The organism is Microbacterium sp. X-17 (assembly GCF_039615055.1).
Window position 1 is genome coordinate 283873 of the sequence record NZ_JBDHNI010000007.1, and the last position, 17807, is coordinate 301679.

Genomic DNA, 17807 nt, shown 5'->3' on the forward strand with positions numbered 1-17807 from the left:
GAGGTACACGAGGTGGCCGGGCGGACGGTTCACCGGTCAGCCGCCGTACTTCGAGTGGATGACGATCCCGGTCCCGTTCGCCTCGCAGATCTGGCCGACGAGCGACACCGCGGCCGTGTAGTCGCCGGGCGGCGCGTGGAGGGTGCCGCCCGGATGGTCGCCGGCGCCGGCGAGCCAGCCCGCGGGCACCCCGCGGGACGGTGAGGGTCGTGGAGGTGCGGCCTGTGTGGAAGAGCTGCGCGGTCGGCCACGCGGCGGTGTCCGCGGTGGGAGCCGGGCTGGACGCGGGTCGCGCTCCGGTGCACCCGGCGAGCGCCGCCGCCGCGAGCAGGGCCAGCAGCCCGATCGTCGCGGCCGTCCCCCGGGCGCGCCTGGTCGTCGTCCGCACCTGATCCCCCATCAGTCACCGGCCTCTCCGCCGGGCCACACATTACCGCCCGGGCTCCGACGTGCCCGCGAAATCGTACTGAACGTACGCTCAGGTTCACGGGACCTCCCGCGCCGCGCGCACGGCCGTGCACGCCACCTCGATCACCGACCCCTCGTCCCACAGCTCGGCGACCCCGACCGCGGTCCAGGCCGGGAACGGCCGCGGGAGGAAGTCGGCGGCGGTCGCCAGCAGCGCGTCCGCCTGATCGCGGAGCCCGACGTGGAAGGACCGGAGCTCCACGACGTCCGCCCAGCCGAATCCGGCCTCACGCAGCGTCGCGTCCAGGTTCAGGAACGTGCGCCGGATCTGGTACGCGGCGTCCGGGGAGAACCGCAGGTCCTCGTCCTCGCCGGTGTGGCCGGTGACGTGGAGGGTGTCGCCGTCGCGGACGGCGGCGGGCACCCCGGACTCCTCGAAGAAGGCACTCCAGAACGCAGGCACGATCCCCTCGCGCTGCGGGCCGATGGCATAGGTCGTCATACTGGGCCGCCTTTCTCCTGTCGGGCGTCGCCCGCGTTCGCCGCGATGAACGCCGCCACATCCGCCGCGACCCGCTCAGGCCGCTCCCACAGGACCAGGTGCCCCGTCCCCTCGTAGACGACCAGCCGGCTGCCGTCGATCGCCCCGGCCAGCTCGCGGGCCTGCGACGCGGGCAGGACGTCGTCGTCCGCGCCCCACAGGATCAGGGTCGGCGCGGCGATCGTCCCCCTCCGAAGTGGAGGCACCGCGGCGACCAGCCCCTCGATGCCCGCGAACCAGACCGTACGCGGGATGCTCAACGCCGAGCTGTCCTGATCGTCCAGGAAGCCCTCCGGCACCGGAGTGTGCAACGGGAGCACACCGTTGAGCGCGCGGAGGTCGTCCCGCGTGACCGGCTCGTGGAACGCCGCCAGCACGCGCGCCAGCGCCTCCGGCACCGTCCCGTGCAGGTCGCTCGGCGCCCCGACGAGCACGAGCCCCCGCACGCGTCCGGGATGCGCTACCGCGACCTGCTGCGCCACGTAGCCGCCGCTCGACGTCCCGAGCAGCCAGCAGGCGTCGATCCCCAGCGCGTCCAGGAGCGCGACCACGTCCTCCCCGGCGTCGCGCAGCGAGTACCCGCCCGCCGGCTTCGCGCTCCCACCGACGCCGCGCTGGTCGGGGACGACGAGCCGCAGCGACCGCGGAAGCAACGGCGTCACCCGGTCAAACGAGCGATGCGTCTCCCCCCACGCGTGGAGGAGCACGACGGTCTCGCCGCGGCCGGACTCGTGAACGGCCAGGTCGACACCGGTGGAGAGCGGGACGCGCCGCATGCGGGCATTATGGCGGGTGGGGAGGGGGTGCGGTCAGACCTCGTCGTCCCGGCCGAGGGCGAGGAGGGACCACGGCTGGTGACCGTACGGGTCCGCTCCCTCTAGCGAGCGCCGATCCGTGTGGTCGTGGCTCGCTGGACGCAACGGTGGGCGCGTGAAGATTGACTTGGCCCAATCCGAGGGACTTAGCCGCTCGACACACTCTCCCATGAGATGTGGGCAAGTGTGATGAAACGGCCTCATCCCGTACCCACCCACGAAAACGAAGAAAGCCCCCGATCCCAGTGTTGACAGGGGATCGGGGGCTTCTCGCCACTTGCGATGTTGGGTGCGCCCCGAGGGACTTGAACCCGGATACAGGCCGCCAGATTTGGCGCTACGCGTTCGGGCCGGCATCGCGGTCTTGGAGCGACGGCTCCGCCTCATCGACTTCGGCGAGCAAACCTTCGAGCACCGGCATCAACTCCGGGAGGTCATCGGTCAGGATCTCCCACACTCGCCGCTGATCCACCTGCGCATACGCGTGCACCAGGATGTTTCGCGTCCCGATCATCGCGTGAACGTTCGGGATCCGAGCCGCTGTCTCGGCGTCGGCCGAGCGCAGATTCTTGTGGGCTTCGCCCAGGATCTCGAGTTGCCGTTCTACAGCGGCTTGAAGCACCCAATCGCCCAGATACTCCGCCAGCTCGTTGCCCTGGGCGACGGATGCGGTTTCGTCGCGGCGTCGCGCGCATCTCAGAGGAACGCCGGCGAATCAGGCAGCATAAAGATCCTCGGCGCTGCCGAATGCCGACCGCGCGAAGTACGGATTGCGCACTGCTCCGGCATCAACCAGATCGACCCCACGACCCACTATCCGTTCCAGCTCTTCCTTCAAGTCGAAGTAGTCGTGGAGAAGTCCACCGCGTCCAGGCAGGAAGTCGACGAGGAAATCGACGTCGCTTGTCTCGCGGTCGAACCTGTCGCTGAGCACGGATCCAAAGATGCGAAGTCGTTTGACTCCATGTGCTTCACACGCGCGAGCAATCGCCTGCACGTCGACTGGCACCGCGGTGATCATGGCAGGAATTATCCCATGCCGACCTATTGCACCGCTCATGACAACCCAGGTCATGGGGTCAAACGCGGTTACAAGGCCCCGACGGAGTCAGGCATGACCGCGATCTGCGACTATCGCCGCAAGCATTCCCCAATGCCCTCCAGTGCCGTAGTCGTACGCCACCATGAAGGTCTTTGGTTCATCTCGTCGTCAATCTCGCCTCGTGATCCCCAGCCAGGAACGGATCCTCAGCCTTCCCGCAAGAGGCCGCGGGAGTTCGGCCTCCACCAATACAGATCTGTAAGGTCCGTGGGCCATCCCAAGTTGTCAACGGTTCCGATGTCTCGAGAATCGATCGGGCGCCATTCGGGCTCCCGGGCGTCGGCGGCCCCCGCGGGCCTCACGTATCGCACGAGTCGCCGCTCGCAGGCTAAGAACTCCGCGTAATTGCGTTGCGCCTCGATCAGGCTCGGCTTGTTCGCCCCTCCTGACATCTCGGGGAAACGCAACTGCACGAGATCGTCCTCCCAGAAGCAGATGGCGCAGATCTCCGACGATCCGAGTTCGCCGGCGGTGAGATAGCCGCAGCAGACGCACGGTGACCCAGTACTCGGGCTATCTTGGCCGGTCATGCATTCGTCCCCTTCATCGCCGGACTCTGCCGACTCGGGCGCTACCTAAGAGGCGTGGGCAGACGACCCGATCGCGGCGAGGATCATCACACCGAACACGATGATCGGGATCGGCAAGAACCCGCACACGATCGCGGTGATGGATTCGCGTCGCCGGAAACCGCCAGTGCGGTTGGCAGTGCCGAGTCCGATGAACCCGAAGATGATCCCCAGCAGTGCGGGCAGCCAGCAGAGGAAGATCCCGACGAACGGGATGAGCGACAAGGCTGCGCCGACGATGCCGAGCACCATACCTGCCACAGCCAGCCCATTTGTGGGTGGCTTGGGTGCGTGCTGAACATAAACGTACTGCGTCGGCTGGCTCCCCCAGCTCGGGCCTGAACTCATGAAGACAACCCTGGCAGCCGACTAGAGCAGACCGGCAGTCCCAAGGCGGGGGCCGCAGCACACGGGTGCCCTCACGTCTCATCGCTGTACGCGCGCGACCGTTTCGGTCATACCGAGCCTATTGGCCGAGACGAATGGAACGGTACGCTGCCTCGGCTATCAACGCGGCCAGCAATCCAATAGGCGTGAATGGTCCGCGCTGATCGCCCACCCGTCCATCGCATACCAGCTGACTGCGTTCACGCAATCCTGCTTCTCCTGGGTGGTCGGGTGCGCAGACCCGACCACCCCGATGAGTCCGCCTTGCATTTCGGGACCCAGGTCTCTGGTGTCGATGATGAACGGCGAGCGATCGAGAGCGAGGGGACGGGTACCCCAAGCCGCTGCGTGCCGATCTCGAACCTTCAGCGGACGAGTCCGTTCTCGTACGCGAACGCCACCAGCTGCACCCGCGAGCTCAACGCGAGCTTGGCGAGGATGCTCCGGATGTGCGACTTCACGGTGGCCTCCGAGATGAAGGCGGTGGTGCCGATTTCGCCGTTGCTGAGGCCACGCGCCGCCAGGAGGAACACTTCCTTCTCTCGCATCGTCAGCGGGTCGATCGCTTCCGGTCGTCGGCGTGCGAGTGCTCGGAACAGCTCGCTCGTCGCTTTCGGCGCGATGACCGAGTGCCCTTCATAGACCGTCCGGACCGCGGCGAGGATGAAATCGGGAGTGGAGTCCTTGAGCAGGAAGCCGTCGGCTCCAGCCCGAAGCGCTGCGGCGACCGCCTCATCGCGGTCGAACGTTGTGAGCACGACGATGCGCGGGGAGTCGGATGAAGACGTGCTCCGGATCGCGTGCGTCGCTGCGATCCCGTCCATCCCCGGCATGCGGATATCCATCAGCATGACGTCCGGTCGCGCGGTTCGTGCGAGTTCGATCGCCTGGTGACCGTCGGCCGCGGTCCCTACGAAATCGAGGTCGTGCTGTGACTCGATCACCATCTGCAACCCGGCGCAGAACAACGGCTGGTCGTCGGCGACAGCGACCCGGATCACGCGATCACCCCTTCCTGTTGGACGGCGGGAATGTAGGCGGTGACGAGGTAACCGCCGGGGACATCGTCATCGGCGCCTGCGTCGAGCCATCCTCCAGCGAGGCGAGCACGTTCTCGCATACCGATGAGCCCTCGCCCGCTCTCGTTGACCGCTGTCGGCTGCCGAACGTCCGCGGGGCGCGAAGCGATCGAGAGAGCGATTCCGTCCTGGCGCCCGTCGAGCGCGAGACGCGCGGAAGCGCCGGGCCCGGCATGTTTCAGGGTGTTCGTCAGACCCTCCTGAACGATCCGGTAAATGGCCAGCTGTTGCGCAGCGGTGAATTCACCGATCTCTCCGAACTGCTCGACCGTCACGGACAACCCGGATGCCGTGAGCCCCTTCACCAACCCTTCCAGGTCTCCCAGCCCTGGGTGAGTCGGTCCCTCGGGCGTCCCGAGGAGGGTTTCGATCAAGACGCGGACCTCCGTCAGCGAGGAGCGTGCAGTGGATGCGATCGTGGCGAGCGACGGGCTCACCGCTGTCGGCCGCTCCTCGGCAAGCAGTCGTGCACCGTCCGCTTGGGCGAGGATCACGGACAAGGAGTGCGCCATGATGTCGTGCACATCCTGCGCAATCCGTTCGCGCTCGGCAGCGACGGACAAGTCCGCTTCGGCGGCGTTCAACCTGCTTGTGGCGCGCGCCAGTGCGAGCTCGTTGCCCCGCTTGCGCCCCCAGACCCCGATCAATGTTCCGACCGACCACGCTATGACCCCCGTTGCCAGGCACAGCAGGAAGAACATGGTGCGTGCCCCCGGGTCGCCACGTCCGATACCGAGCCACCAGGACAGCAATCCTGCAATCGACACACCGGCTCCACCGGCGAAGATCAGAACGACGACGCGCATCCGACCCTGTACGGTCGCCGCCACAACGAGGATGACGATTCCGTAGCCGAGGTAGACGAGCGGCTCATCGAAGATCGCGGTGGGAAAAAACAACTGGCCGATCAGCACAGCGGTTCCAGTGGACATGGCCGCGATCGGCTGGAGGCGTGACAGCCCGATGGCGACGGCAAGTGCTAGCAGCGCTGCCCAGAACGGCACCGTGCTTCGAATGGCCCCGGGACCGATCTGGTGCCGGCCGACGACTTCCATCGTCCACAGCACGAAGAAGATCAGCGCGAGGGCAGGCTCGAACAACCATCGGCTGCGCTGCAAAAGCGAACTCATACCGAACACGCTAGAGCGATGATGATTCGACCCTGTGCACATTCGGCGCAATATCAACCCTGGGGCGGAGACCAGTCCGCACCACTGGCCCAGACCCGTCGGCATGCGGGCGGGATGGTCGAGGCTACGGGACGTCGACCCGCAATTCCACGTTCGAAGTCCCGCCGGGCACGAGTGTGACCGGCTGAGGCTGTGTGAGCGGTGAGCCGTCGAGCGCGTCCGCGACAAGGAAGTACCTGCCGGGTTCGGCGGTGGTGGAAAACGTGCCGCCAGCTGTTGTTCGGATCTCGCGGACCGGGGGCTCCGATGTCGATTGGCTGGCGCTAGATCGGTAGAGGGCAACAATTCCGACGAGGGGCCGGGGCATCGGTCGGCTACCGTCCGCCGCTACAGGACCACCGAACTGCAGGAGTGTTCCTCGGATGGTGGCCGACTCATTGGCGGACGTCGCTCGCTCCAGCAAGGAGACGATGTCGCTGTGGCTGATCGAGAAGCTGATTGCTCCTCCGTTGTTGGCCGTCTCGCACCCGCTGGTCTGGTAACGCACTCTGATGCGGTGGGCGTGCTCCCAGTAGTACACATCCGTTGAGGAGCTGTCATCCATCGGGCAATTGACGGTGCCGAGATCAGGCAGTTCAGCGGTTGCATTCGTAGCCGCAGCGAGCTGCGCCGCTTTGCGGCCGTCGATTCTCGCCGCGCCGGCAAGGCCCCAAGCTGACGTCTGCCCAGAGGCGTTCAAACCGTTGTAACGGCAGAGCAAAGCGTGCTCCGGCGTGAACGGTACCAACGTGAACTGCGAGGCGACCATCCCCGAGTATCCGGGAACTGTGGGTCGTGTAGTCGGGCACGCGGCGGGTATCGGCGCGACAGACGCTGCCGCCACCGTGTTTGCCACCACTGCCGCACCAGCGACAGCACCTATTAGGCACACCCCCACCAGCCACGACCGCCGACCCACAATCGGAGACTAACGACGCACGGCACGAATGCCAGTCACAATCGCACAACGGAAAACATCGAGCGAGCAACGGCGCCGCTCAACGCGACCTTCCCCATCGTGCTCCTCGGCCTTGCGATCGTCACGCTCGTCCAGCCTCACCGCGCCCGGTCGTTGTCTTTCCAGATATTCCAGAGACGCCGCGACCGCATTCACGACGGGTTGCACGGCAGAATCTCACTATGAATGGCGAACTCGCGGCTCTCATCGCGCTTTGTCTGCATGGCAACGATTGGCTCGCGACGGGGACCGGCCGCGCACCCGACCTCGATACCGCGAACTCGGCGTTCCGGTACGTCGAGCGAGTGCACGTAACGTGTCCGCAGCGACGGATGCTGAGGAGCCGCAAGTGGGAGGCTGACGGTGTCGCCGACTGGCTCCGATTCGTGAACGACTCGGGAGCCCGCCGTCTGTCGCTGGTTGTCGGAAGCGCGCAGCCGTCTGATCTCCCGGATCCGTTGGCGGCGTCGTTCGCGAATGGTGGCCGGTGGGCTCTGGTCGATGACGCCCCCACTCCGCATCTCTGGCAGTCGCACTGGGCAGTTCACGATCGCAACCGCACGGACCAGCGGATCTGGGCCGTGCAGCTCACTGGCTCACCACTCGGCCAGTCCTGGCTCGCACAACCTGCACCGTCGTCGGCGCAAGAAGACCTCCGGGCCGCGCTCGATGCGATCAGAGGGTTTGCGGAAGGCGACGACGACATCGCTGACTGGGCCACCTGGTTCACGGAGGCTCTGCGTCTGCTCGACGCATCCGAGCCGGTGATCCCGTACTACCCTGACCTGGCCCCGGAGGGCCTCCCGCGGGAGTCGCGCCAGCTCCTGGCCGCGGCGGTCAAATCATGGGTGTTCGGCGGGATGGGATCGTGGAACGACCTCGCCTACTCCGACGCGGCCCGCAAAGCGGAATACGACCAGCGAACCGCCGAGCTCTATCGCAGCGTCCTCGCAGCACTCTTCGCCGTCACCCGAGGACCGCTGTCCATCAGGGTATGAGCGCGCTCACGACGGCCTCGATGAGCTTGCCGATGACGTGACCGGTCTGTGGCCAGTCAGTGACCGGGAACCGGTCACATCTGTGATCCTCGTGTTCTTCTTCGTCTGAGGCCGACTCGCTACGATGGCGCACATGACCGTAGAGGCCAGGTGGCGGGTCACCGCACCGCCTGGCGCAGCGATCTTCCTGCACGAGCGCACCGGTTCGCCCAGCCGACTTCTCGCGGCCTCGGGATTCTGGGCGACGCTCTATGCGGCGCCCGGCCGACTGCGGCTGCGATCGAGGATCCCTCCTCGATCGCCGTGTCAATCCGAGCCGTGGTATTCGGCGGCGACTGATAATGCCGGAGGCGCCGCTGTGCGCTGAAAGTTGCCGAGCGGCCCGCTAGCATCATGACCAACCGCGACGAAGGGGGACGTTCGTGAATGAGTCGAACCTGCGACCGAAGGTAGTGCTGTGGTGGGGCATCGCGCTCACCGTGGCCGGAGCCCTGTTGACCATTCTGATACCACAGATCGGCATCGCGGCCATTGTGCAGCCGGGATCAGATGTGAATGTGGACCAAGGGATTCTCACAGTGCTTGAGGTTGTCGTCCGGATCATCGGCCAGCTCGTGGCACCCCTAGGCGTCGCTCTCATCGGCGCATCGCTGGTCATGACGTACGTTGGCCGACTCCTCGCTGGTCGCACGCACGAGGCCGGGCGCGCTCCATCGATCGACCCGTGATCGTGGACGGACGACGGGGAAAGTCAGCGCAGCGATCACGGCGGTGCTGGTACTCGGCATCTCTCTGACCGGCTGCACTGCGGCATCGCGCACCCCGGACCTGATCCACAAAGCCAACCACCCCGCGACACCGACGCCCGCGGCGTCCTTCACCCCGACCGCAACGCCGGCTCCGGTCGCGACTGCCGCGGGGTGCGTCGGCTGGGGATTCTGGGAGCGCGAGTACTACAGCGAGGCCCAGCAGCCGGTCGACTGCGGCCCCATCCAGTACGCCACCGGGACCACGAGGCTCAACGACAAGGGCGTTCCAGTCGCGTACGTCGTCGCGCCCGGCGACATCTGGGAGTTCATCGCCAAGCGCTTCGACCTCGGGACGGCGTACCTCACGGCGATCAACGCTGTGCGGCGTGAGAACGTGACACAGGTCTACGTCGGCGACACGATCAACCTCGACCCGGCGACGATCACCAGCGTCGGCGACCAGAACGGTGTCGTCTACCACAACCTGGAGAACCTGCCGGATCCGCACGTGCCGCAGCACTGAGGCCGACATCGTGCACTGAACCCGGGACCTATCTCTTCGTTCTCGCTAGGCGCTATGTCTGCGGCAACTCACCCTCGATCCCGAACGTGTGGAAAGCGCGCCGAATGCGTTGGAGCCCAGCGTCAACTGCAGCGGTTGCTCTTCGCCGTTCCACCGCGCAGTAGAACGCAGGCCGAACTGCGGACGCACTCCCTCTGTCTGCAACAACCGTGAAGAAAGCCCGACAGCCTCGTTTGCAGTCGGGGTCAGCGCAGGAGGGCGTGAAGGCCACATCAGATGTGGGCAAACGGCCTCATCACGCACGGACCCAGGACAGAGAGAAAGCCCCCGATCCCAGTGTTTCCAAGAATCGGGGGCTTCTCGCCACCTCGCGGTGAATCGTGCGCCCCCAGGGACTTGAACCCTGAACCCATTGATTAAGAGTCAATTGCTCTGCCGATTGAGCTAGAGGCGCATTCGCTCCGGTTTCCCGGACCGAGGCTCAACATTAGCATCCGCTCCGGGCGCGACGCCAATCGGCGGCGGTGGACACTGCACCCCGGGCGTGTCCCTGCGCCGGGCCGCTAGGCTCCTGGCGTGACCGACGCACGCGACACCGCCCCGCTCCGCTCCGCCGACCTGGCGCTCGCGCTGCGGCTCGCCGACCTCGCCGACGGCATCTCGTCCGCGCATTTCCGCGAGCGCGGCCTGCACGTCGACACCAAGCCCGATCGCACCTTCGTGACGGAGGCCGACCTGGCCGTCGAGCGGGCCATCAGGGAGGCGCTCGCCGTCGAGCGGCCCGGTGACGGCATCCTCGGCGAGGAGTACGGCACCGAGGGCGACGCCGCGCGGCAGTGGATCCTCGACCCGATCGACGGGACCTCCAATTACCTCCGCGGCGTGCCGGTGTGGGGGACGCTCATCGCGCTCGCCGAGAACGGCACGCCGGTCGTCGGCGTGGTCAGCTCCCCCGCGCTCGGCAAGCGCTGGTGGGCGGCGGCCGGCGGAGGGGCGTGGACGACGGACGCGCCAGGCGCGGAGCCGCGGAGCATCCGCGTCTCGGGCGTCGAGGACCTCGCGAACGCGTCGGTCAGTTTCCAGAGCATCGCGCAGTGGGATCAGGCCGGCTACCTCGACCGGCTCGTCGCCCTCACCCGGCGGGTGTGGCGGGACCGCGCATACGGCGACATGTGGGCGTACATGCTGCTGGCCGAGGGCCTCCTGGATGCGGTCGGCGAGTTCGACGTGAAGACCTACGACCTGGCCGCGCTCATCCCGATCGTGGAGGAGGCCGGCGGCGCCTTCACCTCGGTGACGGGCGAGGCCGGGCCGTCGCACGGCTCCTCGCTCGCGTCGAACGGGCTGCTGCACGCGGCCCTGCTCGACGCGCTCGCGTAGCGGGCCGCACACCCAGCAGGCAACGCGGGACAACACTTTTATAGGGCCCGGACCCCGCGACCGCGGCGCCCTCCACCCAATAGGCTCGATCGTGTGAACACCCACACCGACGAGCCCCTCGTGCACATCGCCGGCTTCCGCATGGACTTCGGTCGCACCACCGTCATCCGCGACCTCTCCTTCGACATCGTCCGCGGCGAGACGTTCGGCTTCCTCGGCAGCAACGGCTCGGGCAAGACCACGACGATCCGCGCGCTGCTCGGCATCTACCAGCCGACCGCCGGCGTCCTGCACATCGACGGCAAGGACTTCTCGCCGGAGGCGGGCGAACGGCTCGGCTACCTGCCGGAGGAGCGCGGCCTCTACAAGAAGGAGTCCGTCATCGACGTGATGGTCTACTTCGGCCGGCTGAAGGGCCTCGGCGCCGAGAGGGCGCGGCGGTGGTCGAGCGAATACCTGGAGCGCGTCGGCATCGGCGACAAGGAGAAGGTCCGGCTCGACAAGCTCTCCGGCGGCCAGCAGCAGAAGGTGCAGCTCGGCGTCACGATCATGAACCAGCCGGAGCTGCTCATCCTCGACGAGCCGACGAAGGGCTTCGACCCGGTCAACCGGCGCCTGCTCATGGACATCATCGACGACCAGAAGCGCGCAGGCTCCACCGTGATGATGGTGACGCACCAGATGGAGGAGGTCGAGCGGCTCTGCGACCGCGTCATCCTCCTCAAGGACGGAGTCTCCCGCGCCTACGGCACCGTCTCCGAGGTGCAGGAGCAGTTCGGCGGCACCGTCGTGCACGTGGACCACGACGGCACGATCCCCGCCTCCGCCGCCTACCGCGTCGCGAAGGACGAGGACGGGCGCGCCGAGCTGGAGGTCGCGAACGACGCCGACACCGCGGCGATCCTCCGCGCCCTCGTGGACGCCGGCCTGCACATCACCCGCTTCGCCCCCACCCGCAAATCCCTGGACGACATCTTCGTCGAGGTCTACGGCGCCGAGAGCCGCCAGGAGGACTGAGACATGGCCCGCCACAACCTCTCCACTGTCATCGGGTTCGAGTTCACCCGCACGATCAAGAAGCGCAGCTTCTGGGCTGTCACCCTCATCCTGCCGATCCTGGTCTTCGGCCTCGGCGCTCTCGTCATCTCGGCGAACGTCTCCAGCGCCAACACCGCCGACCAGCAGAAAAACTCGCGCTTCGACTTCCTCTACGTCGACGCGTCCGGCCTGGTCGACCCTGCCGTCGCGGGCAGCTACGGCGGCAAGGAGATCGCCAGCAGCTCGGAGGGCGTCGAGGAGGTCCAGATCGGCGGCACCCCGGCCTTCTTCGACTACCCGGCCGACCCGTCGAAGCAGACCATCAAGGTCTACGGGGCCGACGCCGGCGTGTTCGCGAACAGCAAGTACTCCGCCGTCGCGCAGTCGCTGCTGGCGACGAGCGTGGAGCAGAAGCTGAACAGCCCGGTGGATGTCGCGATCCTCCGCGGCGAGACGAACGCCTCGACCACCACCTTCAAGGACGGCGCGGTGGCGCCGGGCTTCCAGGGCATCCTGCCTCCGCTGATCTTCCTGGCCGCGTTCTTCGTCGTGATCGTGTTCCTCGGCAACCAGATGCTCAACTCGACCCTGGAGGAGAAGGAGAACCGGGTCACCGAGATGATCCTCACGACGATCAACCCGACCAACCTCCTGGTCGGCAAGGTGGTGTCGCTGTTCGCGGTCGGCCTCATCCAGATCGCGGTGTTCGCCCTGCCGGTCGTGATCGGCTACCTGTTCTTCCGCGACCAGCTCGCCATCCCGAACCTCGACCTGAGCTCGCTGGTGTTCGACCCGCAGAAGATGATCGTCGGCGCGCTCATCACGATCGGCGGCTTCGCGCTCTTCACCGGGACGCTCGTGGCCGTCGGCGCGGTGATGCCGACCGCGAAGGACGCCGCGCCGTTCTTCTCCGTCGTGATCTTCGCCGTCGTCATCCCGATCTACGCGTCCAGCTACGCGGTCAGCACGCCGGAGGCGCCGATCGTGCAGATCCTGGCGTTCTTCCCCTTCACTGCGCCGATCACCGCCTTGATCCTCAATGCTTTCGGGTCGCTGCCGCTCTGGCAGGCGATCGTGATCATCGTCGAGCTCTTCGCTCTCTCGTACGTCGTGCTCCGGCTGGCCGTGCGGCTCTTCCGCTACGGGTCCATCGAGTATTCCAGCAAGGTGCGCATCCGGGATGTGCTCGGGCGCAAGACCGCCACGGGATCGGCGGTCCGCTGATGCGCGCGGTGGTCGTGCCACAGCCGGGCGACGCGGAGGTCCTGACCGTCGCCGACGTCCCCGAGCCGCAGCCCGCGCCCGGCGAGGTCCGCATCCGGGTGATCGCCGCCGGGCTGAACGGCGCCGACCTCAGCCAGCGCCGCGGCTTCTACCCGCCGCCTCCCGGCGCGCCCGAATGGCCCGGCCTGGAAGTGTCCGGCGTCATCGACGCGGTCGGCGCGGAGGTCGAGCCGGGACGCTGGCGCGAGGGCGACCTCGTCTGCGCGCTGCTGCCCGGCGGCGGCTACGCCGAGTACGTCACCGTGGACGCCGGGCTCGTCCTTCCGATCCCGCCCGGCGTCGATCCTGTGGAGGCCGCCGGCCTGCCCGAGGTCGCCGCCACGGTCTGGTCGAACGTGTTCGACCTCGGTGCGCTGGCGCCCGGCGAGACCCTGCTGGTCCACGGCGGCTCCAGCGGGATCGGCAGCATGGCCATCCAGCTGGCCCACGCACTGGGCTCGCCCGTGATCGCGACCGCCGGCAGCCCCGAGAAGGCCGCCTTCTGCCGCGGCCTCGGCGCGGACGCCGCAGTCGACTACCGCACCGACGACTTCGTGGCGGCCGTCCAGGCCTTCACCGACGGCCGCGGCGCCGACGTCGTCCTCGACATCGTCGGCGGCGCGTACATCGCCCGCGACCTCGACGCCCTCGCGACCGGCGGCCGCATCATGTCGATCGCCGTCCGCGACCGCACCCCGGCCGCAGTCGACATGGGCCTCCTGATGATGAAGCGCGCCCGCCTGCAGGGCACGACGATGCGCGCCCGCCCGCTCGCCGAGCGGGTCGCGATCATCGCCGCCGTACGCGACCACGTCTGGCCGCTGCTGGCGTCCGGCGAGGTCCGCCCGGTCATCGACTCGGTGTTCTCGCTGGCGGACGCCGCCCAGGCGCACCGGAGGATGGAGTCGTCCGCACACCTCGGGAAGATCCTGCTGCGCGTGTCCTGACCCCCACGTCCACCGCGGCCGCGAGCGCCGCCCCGAACAGGTAGGCGAGCAGGTCGATCCACTGGAACGTGGACCCGAGCACCAGCTCCACCCCCGGGATCGTCGCCGACAGGTATGCGGGGACACCGGTGAGCTGGAACACCTCCACGGCGGCGCAGAGCGCGAAGGCGATGCCGCCCACGACCGCGCTCGGCGCCCGCACTGCCACGACGGCGACGAGCAGGAAGACGAGCACCGCGTACAGCGCATCCCCCGCGAACGCCCCGGCCCAGCTGTCGACGGTCTCGTGGACGGTCAGCCCCACGACCACGGTGGCGATCGCGGCCACGATCAGGAGGGCACGGCGGAGGGCGACGGTCGACATGGGTCGAGGCTATCCAGGTGCTGCCGCTGGAGCGTCCGGCAGGCGACGGACCCGGCGTCCATCGGCCGGATGATCCGGTGGGCTCGGCTACGCCGCCACCCGTTCAGTGGGAGGATCGAACCATGACCACGCCGCCCTCCGACGACGCCCTGCTCGCTCTGCCGAAAGCCGAGCTCCACCTGCACATCGAGGGCACCCTCGAACCCGATCTGGCGTTCGAGCTCGCCGGACGCAACGGGGTGCAGCTGCCGTATGCCTCCGTCGAGGAGCTCGCCGCGCAGTACGACTTCTCCGACTTGCAGTCGTTCCTCGACCTCTACTACGCGACGATGGCCGTGCTGCGCACCGAGGACGACTTCGCCGAGCTCACCCGCCGCTACCTCCGGACCGCCGCCGCGCAGGGCGTCCGGCACGCCGAGCTGTTCTTCGACCCGCAGGCGCACGTGTCGCGCGGCGTCCCGATCGAGGCGGTCGTGGACGGGATCAGCGGCGCCCTGGCGGAGGCCGAGCGCGACCTCGGGATGTCGGGCGGGCTCATCCTGTGCTTCCTGCGCGACCAGCCGGTGGAGTCCGCCGACGCCGTCCTCACCGCCGCGCTCACGCGGCCCGAGCGACTGCTCGGCGTCGGGCTCGACTCGGCCGAGGTCGGCTACCCGCCGGAGCTGTTCGCCGGCGTGTTCGCGCGGGCGAAGGACGCCGGGCTGCACGCGGTGGCGCACGCCGGCGAGGAGGGTCCGCCCTCCTACATCGTCCAGGCGCTCGACTTGCTCGGCGTCGAGCGCGTCGACCACGGCATCCGGGCCGCGGAGGACCCTGAGCTGATGGCGCGGCTGGCCGCGGACGGCATCCCGCTGACGGTCTGCCCGCTGTCCAACGTCCGCCTGCGCACCGTCCCCGACCTGAGCGCCCACCCGCTGCTGCGGCTCGACGCCGCCGGGGTCCGCGTCACGGTGAACTCGGACGACCCGGCGTACTTCGGCGGCTACGCCGGCGACAACTACCTCGCGATCCGGGACGCGCTCGGGGTCACCGCCGAACAGGCCGAGCGGTTCGCGCGCACCTCCGTCGACGCCTCGTTCGCGACCGCCGCACGGAAGGCCGAGCTGCAGGCAGAGGTGGACGCGTGGCGGAGCTGACGGGAGGCCGGGTCGGGAGCATCGCCCGGCCCGACGGCCGCTCGGTGCGGTTCTTCGACACCGGAGGCCCGGACGACGCCGACACGCCCGTGGTCGTCTGGCACCACGGCACCCCGCAGACCGGAGCCGTCATCCAGCCCGTCGCGGAGGCTGCCGCCGCCCGCGGGCTCCGCGTCGTCTCCGTCGCCCGGCCCGGCTACCCGGGCTCCGACGCCCTGCCCGGCCGCACCGTCGCCGACGCCGCGGCCGATGTGCTCGCCGTCCTCGACGCGCTCGGCGTCGACGGCTTCGCCACGCTCGGCGCCTCCGGCGGCGGACCGCACGCGCTCGCCTGCGCGGCGCTCGCCCCCTCACGCGTCAGGGCGGTGGTCTCCCTCGCCGGCATCGCTCCGTACTGGGGCGACGTCGACTGGTTCGCCGGGATGGCCGACCCCGACGGACTCCGCGCCGCGCTCGCCGGCCGGGACGCCCGCGCGGCGCACGCCGAGACCGCCGAGTTCGATCCGGAGTCGTTCACCGACCGCGACTACGAGACCCTGAAGGGCCCGTGGGCCGCGCTCGGAGCCGACGCCGGGGCCGGCGCGGCCGAGGGGCACACCGGCGAGGTGGACGACGACCTCGCCTACGTCGCCCCCTGGGGCGTCGAGCTGGGTGCGGTGAGCGCCCCGACCCTCCTCGTGCAGGGCGGCCGCGACCGCGTCATCCCAGCAACGCACGCCGGCTGGATGCTCGAACGGCTCCGCCGGGGCGAGCTCTGGCTGCGGCCGCGCGAGGGCCACGTCTCGGTGCTGACCGCGCTCCCCGTGGCGCTGGACTGGGTGGTCGCGACCTCCGTCCGCTGACGACACGCGGACGTTTCTGTGGGTTCTTTCAGAAAAGCGCTCTTCTCCTGCTAGGGTCTCGGGAAGTCGACCGGCTGGGCCACCGCGAGGCACGCCGACGTTCCGTACCCGAAGGAGAGCCCATGACGACGACGCCCACCGCGCCCGCGCCGGCGCGCTCCGGCACACTGCGCCGCAGCCTCGGGCTGTGGGCCATCGTCGGCCTCGGCCTCGGCTACATGACGCCGACCGTCGTGTTCGACACCTTCGGCATCGTCTCCGAGGAGACCAGCGGTGCGGTCCCCGCCGCCTACCTGGTCGCGCTCATCGTGATGATGTTCACGGCCGTGAGCTACGGCAAGATGGCGGGCGCCATCCCGAGCGCCGGGTCGGCGTACACGTACGTGCGGGAGTCCATCCACCCGAACCTCGGCTTCATGGTCGGCTGGACCTCCCTCATCGACTATGTGCTGCTGCCGATGGTGAACTGCCTGATCATCCGGCTCTACCTGGAGCAGGTCTTCCCCGGCGTGCCCGGCTGGATCTGGGTCGTGCTCTACTGCGCGGCTGTCACGACGCTCATCTACTTCACGATGCGCGGCACGTCGAACATCAACATGATCCTGCTCGTCTTCGCCATCGTCGTGATGACCGTGTTCGTCGTCATGGTGATCGCGCAGCTCGCGAACGGCGCGGGCGACGGCACGGTCGCCTCGGTGAAGCCGTTCTTCCACGACGGCGTCACCCTGTCGGCGGTGCTCACGGGCGCGACGGTGGTCTGCTTCTCCTTCATCGGATTCGACGCGGTGACCATGTACGCGGAGGAGGCCAGGACACCGAAGGTGATGCCGCGGGCGATCCTGCTGACGGTGGTCATCGGCGGGGCGATCTTCCTCATTGCGGGGTTCTTCACGCAGCTCCGGTTCCCGACGAACGCGCCGTTCGGAGAGTTCACCGACGACCCGCTCCCCCAGATCGGCCTCATCGTCGGCGGCCCGGTCTTCCAGGCGGTCTTCGTCTCGGCCGGCTTCGCGGCCACGCTCGCCTCCGGCCTGGCGTCGCACGCGTCGGTGTCCCGGATGCTGCTGGTGATGGGCCGCAACGACGTCCTCCCCCGCCGGTTCTTCGGCTACATCCATCCCCGGACGCACACGCCGACGCTGAACATCGTGCTCGTGGGAGCGATCTCCCTGCTGGCGGCGTCGTTCACGCTGGAGATGATCTCGGCCTTCATCAACTTCGGCGCGCTGATCGCCTTCACCTTCGTGAACGTCTCCGTAATCGCGTGGTTCGCGATCCGGCAGCGCCGCCGCAAGACCTTCCGCGACATCGTGAGCTTCATCGTCCTCCCGGCGATCGGCATGGCGCTGACGGGCATCCTGTGGGCGAACCTCCACGCGGACGCGCTGATCGGCGGCCTGATCTGGACGGCGATCGGCTTCGCGTACCTGCTCGTGCTCACGCGCGGCTTCCGCCGCCGGGCCGCGGCCTTCGACGAGAACCAGCCGGTCACAGGGTTCACCTCCGCGGTCGGGAAGGACCGGGAGCCGACGGAGTAGC

Annotated in this window: 22 protein-coding genes and 1 tRNA gene; 11 read left to right on the plus strand and 12 right to left on the minus strand. The window is 68.3% G+C overall.

All coding sequences use genetic code 11. The annotated features are described in order from the left end of the window. Nucleotides 1–36 precede the first annotated feature (36 nt). Nucleotides 37–189, minus strand: a complete 153-nt coding sequence (locus tag ABCS02_RS30365) for a hypothetical protein (protein ID WP_345839443.1) — start codon at nucleotides 187–189, stop codon at nucleotides 37–39. A gap of 26 nt (nucleotides 190–215) precedes the next feature. Here ABCS02_RS30365 and ABCS02_RS30370 point away from each other — a divergent pair, with 26 nt between their 5' ends. Next, on the plus strand, nucleotides 216–392 hold the full coding sequence (locus tag ABCS02_RS30370) for a hypothetical protein (RefSeq protein WP_345839444.1): 177 nt from the start codon (nucleotides 216–218) through the stop codon (nucleotides 390–392). Nucleotides 393–484: 92 nt separating this feature from the next. On the opposite strand, the gene ABCS02_RS30375 is transcribed toward ABCS02_RS30370, so the two are convergent. The 9 genes from ABCS02_RS30375 to ABCS02_RS30415 form a co-directional block, all read right to left on the minus strand. Then, a complete protein-coding gene (locus ABCS02_RS30375; protein WP_345839445.1) occupies nucleotides 485–910 on the minus strand; it encodes a Rid family hydrolase in 426 nt (141 codons plus the stop codon). Continuing rightward, nucleotides 907–1725: an alpha/beta hydrolase gene (locus ABCS02_RS30380; RefSeq protein WP_345839446.1), complete on the minus strand. Its 819-nt coding sequence runs from the start codon at nucleotides 1723–1725 to the stop codon at nucleotides 907–909. Before ABCS02_RS30380 ends, ABCS02_RS30375 begins: the two co-directional genes overlap by 4 nt. Nucleotides 1726–2101: 376 nt before the next feature. After that, nucleotides 2102–2464: a HepT-like ribonuclease domain-containing protein gene (locus ABCS02_RS30385; protein WP_345839542.1), complete on the minus strand. Its 363-nt coding sequence runs from the start codon at nucleotides 2462–2464 to the stop codon at nucleotides 2102–2104. A 15-nt stretch (nucleotides 2465–2479) separates the two neighbouring features. Then, nucleotides 2480–2785, minus strand: a complete 306-nt coding sequence (locus ABCS02_RS30390) for a nucleotidyltransferase domain-containing protein (protein WP_345839447.1) — start codon at nucleotides 2783–2785, stop codon at nucleotides 2480–2482. A gap of 227 nt (nucleotides 2786–3012) precedes the next feature. After that, on the minus strand, nucleotides 3013–3396 hold the full coding sequence (locus tag ABCS02_RS30395; RefSeq protein WP_345839448.1) for a CPCC family cysteine-rich protein: 384 nt from the start codon (nucleotides 3394–3396) through the stop codon (nucleotides 3013–3015). 45 nt (nucleotides 3397–3441) lie between these two features. Beyond that, on the minus strand, nucleotides 3442–3687 hold the full coding sequence (locus tag ABCS02_RS30400) for a hypothetical protein (RefSeq protein WP_345839449.1): 246 nt from the start codon (nucleotides 3685–3687) through the stop codon (nucleotides 3442–3444). A 500-nt stretch (nucleotides 3688–4187) separates the two neighbouring features. Continuing rightward, nucleotides 4188–4823 carry a response regulator transcription factor gene (locus ABCS02_RS30405; RefSeq protein ID WP_345839450.1) on the minus strand — a complete coding sequence of 212 codons (636 nt, stop codon included), beginning with the start codon at nucleotides 4821–4823 and terminating at the stop codon, nucleotides 4188–4190. Continuing rightward, a complete protein-coding gene (locus ABCS02_RS30410) occupies nucleotides 4820–6031 on the minus strand; it encodes a histidine kinase (protein ID WP_345839451.1) in 1212 nt (403 codons plus the stop codon). Before ABCS02_RS30410 ends, ABCS02_RS30405 begins: the two co-directional genes overlap by 4 nt. Before the next feature lie 124 nt (nucleotides 6032–6155). After that, a complete protein-coding gene (locus ABCS02_RS30415; protein WP_345839452.1) occupies nucleotides 6156–6839 on the minus strand; it encodes a hypothetical protein in 684 nt (227 codons plus the stop codon). Between the two features lie 371 nt (nucleotides 6840–7210). Here ABCS02_RS30415 and ABCS02_RS30420 point away from each other — a divergent pair, with 371 nt between their 5' ends. The 3 genes from ABCS02_RS30420 (at nucleotide 7211) to ABCS02_RS30430 (ending at nucleotide 9298) form a co-directional block, all read left to right on the plus strand. After that, nucleotides 7211–8026 (plus strand): hypothetical protein, encoded by an 816-nt coding sequence (locus ABCS02_RS30420; protein WP_345839453.1) that lies wholly within the window; start codon nucleotides 7211–7213, stop codon nucleotides 8024–8026. A 422-nt stretch (nucleotides 8027–8448) separates the two neighbouring features. Continuing rightward, nucleotides 8449–8754 (plus strand): hypothetical protein, encoded by a 306-nt coding sequence (locus ABCS02_RS30425; RefSeq protein ID WP_345839454.1) that lies wholly within the window; start codon nucleotides 8449–8451, stop codon nucleotides 8752–8754. 43 nt (nucleotides 8755–8797) lie between these two features. Further along, entirely contained in the window at nucleotides 8798–9298 is a 501-nt protein-coding gene (locus tag ABCS02_RS30430) for a LysM peptidoglycan-binding domain-containing protein (RefSeq protein ID WP_345839455.1), read from the plus strand. Between the two features lie 381 nt (nucleotides 9299–9679). On the opposite strand, the gene ABCS02_RS30435 is transcribed toward ABCS02_RS30430, so the two are convergent. Beyond that, a tRNA-Lys gene (locus tag ABCS02_RS30435) sits at nucleotides 9680–9752 on the minus strand. Nucleotides 9753–9874: 122 nt separating this feature from the next. Here ABCS02_RS30435 and ABCS02_RS30440 point away from each other — a divergent pair. The 4 genes from ABCS02_RS30440 to ABCS02_RS30455 all read left to right on the plus strand — a co-directional run bounded on the left by ABCS02_RS30440 (nucleotide 9875) and on the right by ABCS02_RS30455 (nucleotide 13926). After that, complete coding sequence (locus tag ABCS02_RS30440; protein WP_345839456.1) at nucleotides 9875–10678, plus strand: inositol monophosphatase family protein; 804 nt, start codon at nucleotides 9875–9877, stop codon at nucleotides 10676–10678. A gap of 141 nt (nucleotides 10679–10819) precedes the next feature. Next, nucleotides 10820–11695 (plus strand): ATP-binding cassette domain-containing protein, encoded by an 876-nt coding sequence (locus ABCS02_RS30445; protein WP_345839543.1) that lies wholly within the window; start codon nucleotides 10820–10822, stop codon nucleotides 11693–11695. A 3-nt stretch (nucleotides 11696–11698) separates the two neighbouring features. Further along, the gene (locus tag ABCS02_RS30450) at nucleotides 11699–12940 is read left to right on the plus strand and encodes an ABC transporter permease (protein WP_345839457.1); all 1242 of its coding nucleotides are present in this window, start codon (nucleotides 11699–11701) and stop codon (nucleotides 12938–12940) included. Next, nucleotides 12940–13926 (plus strand): NAD(P)H-quinone oxidoreductase, encoded by a 987-nt coding sequence (locus tag ABCS02_RS30455; protein WP_345839458.1) that lies wholly within the window; start codon nucleotides 12940–12942, stop codon nucleotides 13924–13926. The genes ABCS02_RS30450 and ABCS02_RS30455 overlap by 1 nt, the downstream gene beginning before the upstream one ends. Here the strand turns inward: ABCS02_RS30455 and ABCS02_RS30460 are convergent. Continuing rightward, the gene (locus ABCS02_RS30460; RefSeq protein WP_345839459.1) at nucleotides 13829–14290 is read right to left on the minus strand and encodes a DUF2809 domain-containing protein; all 462 of its coding nucleotides are present in this window, start codon (nucleotides 14288–14290) and stop codon (nucleotides 13829–13831) included. The two genes, ABCS02_RS30455 and ABCS02_RS30460, sit on opposite strands and share 98 nt — an antisense overlap. 122 nt (nucleotides 14291–14412) lie before the next feature. On the opposite strand from ABCS02_RS30460, the gene ABCS02_RS30465 reads away from it, so the two are divergent. From ABCS02_RS30465 to ABCS02_RS30475, 3 genes are all read left to right on the plus strand, one after another. Next, the gene (locus ABCS02_RS30465; protein WP_345839460.1) at nucleotides 14413–15426 is read left to right on the plus strand and encodes an adenosine deaminase; all 1014 of its coding nucleotides are present in this window, start codon (nucleotides 14413–14415) and stop codon (nucleotides 15424–15426) included. Then, entirely contained in the window at nucleotides 15414–16268 is an 855-nt protein-coding gene (locus ABCS02_RS30470) for an alpha/beta hydrolase (RefSeq protein ID WP_345839461.1), read from the plus strand. The genes ABCS02_RS30465 and ABCS02_RS30470 overlap by 13 nt, the downstream gene beginning before the upstream one ends. A 122-nt stretch (nucleotides 16269–16390) precedes the next feature. After that, a complete protein-coding gene (locus ABCS02_RS30475; RefSeq protein WP_345839462.1) occupies nucleotides 16391–17806 on the plus strand; it encodes an APC family permease in 1416 nt (471 codons plus the stop codon). Nucleotide 17807 lies beyond the last annotated feature (1 nt).

Excerpts from the sequence above, each read along its gene's own strand:
- ABCS02_RS30450 (WP_345839457.1), top strand. The coding sequence starts at position 11,699 with ATGGCCCGCCACAACCTCTCCACTGTCATCGGGTTCGAGTTCACCCGC.
- ABCS02_RS30410 (WP_345839451.1), bottom strand. The coding sequence starts at position 6,031 with ATGAGTTCGCTTTTGCAGCGCAGCCGATGGTTGTTCGAGCCTGCCCTC.
- ABCS02_RS30400 (WP_345839449.1), bottom strand. The coding sequence starts at position 3,687 with ATGGTGCTCGGCATCGTCGGCGCAGCCTTGTCGCTCATCCCGTTCGTC.
- ABCS02_RS30420 (WP_345839453.1), top strand. The coding sequence starts at position 7,211 with ATGAATGGCGAACTCGCGGCTCTCATCGCGCTTTGTCTGCATGGCAAC.
- ABCS02_RS30395 (WP_345839448.1), bottom strand. The coding sequence starts at position 3,396 with ATGACCGGCCAAGATAGCCCGAGTACTGGGTCACCGTGCGTCTGCTGC.
- ABCS02_RS30390 (WP_345839447.1), bottom strand. The coding sequence starts at position 2,785 with ATGATCACCGCGGTGCCAGTCGACGTGCAGGCGATTGCTCGCGCGTGT.
- ABCS02_RS30455 (WP_345839458.1), top strand. The coding sequence starts at position 12,940 with ATGCGCGCGGTGGTCGTGCCACAGCCGGGCGACGCGGAGGTCCTGACC.
- ABCS02_RS30380 (WP_345839446.1), bottom strand. The coding sequence starts at position 1,725 with ATGCGGCGCGTCCCGCTCTCCACCGGTGTCGACCTGGCCGTTCACGAG.
- ABCS02_RS30460 (WP_345839459.1), bottom strand. The coding sequence starts at position 14,290 with ATGTCGACCGTCGCCCTCCGCCGTGCCCTCCTGATCGTGGCCGCGATC.
- ABCS02_RS30465 (WP_345839460.1), top strand. The coding sequence starts at position 14,413 with ATGACCACGCCGCCCTCCGACGACGCCCTGCTCGCTCTGCCGAAAGCC.
- ABCS02_RS30375 (WP_345839445.1), bottom strand. The coding sequence starts at position 910 with ATGACGACCTATGCCATCGGCCCGCAGCGCGAGGGGATCGTGCCTGCG.
- ABCS02_RS30475 (WP_345839462.1), top strand. The coding sequence starts at position 16,391 with ATGACGACGACGCCCACCGCGCCCGCGCCGGCGCGCTCCGGCACACTG.
- ABCS02_RS30445 (WP_345839543.1), top strand. The coding sequence starts at position 10,820 with ATGGACTTCGGTCGCACCACCGTCATCCGCGACCTCTCCTTCGACATC.
- ABCS02_RS30415 (WP_345839452.1), bottom strand. The coding sequence starts at position 6,839 with ATGGTCGCCTCGCAGTTCACGTTGGTACCGTTCACGCCGGAGCACGCT.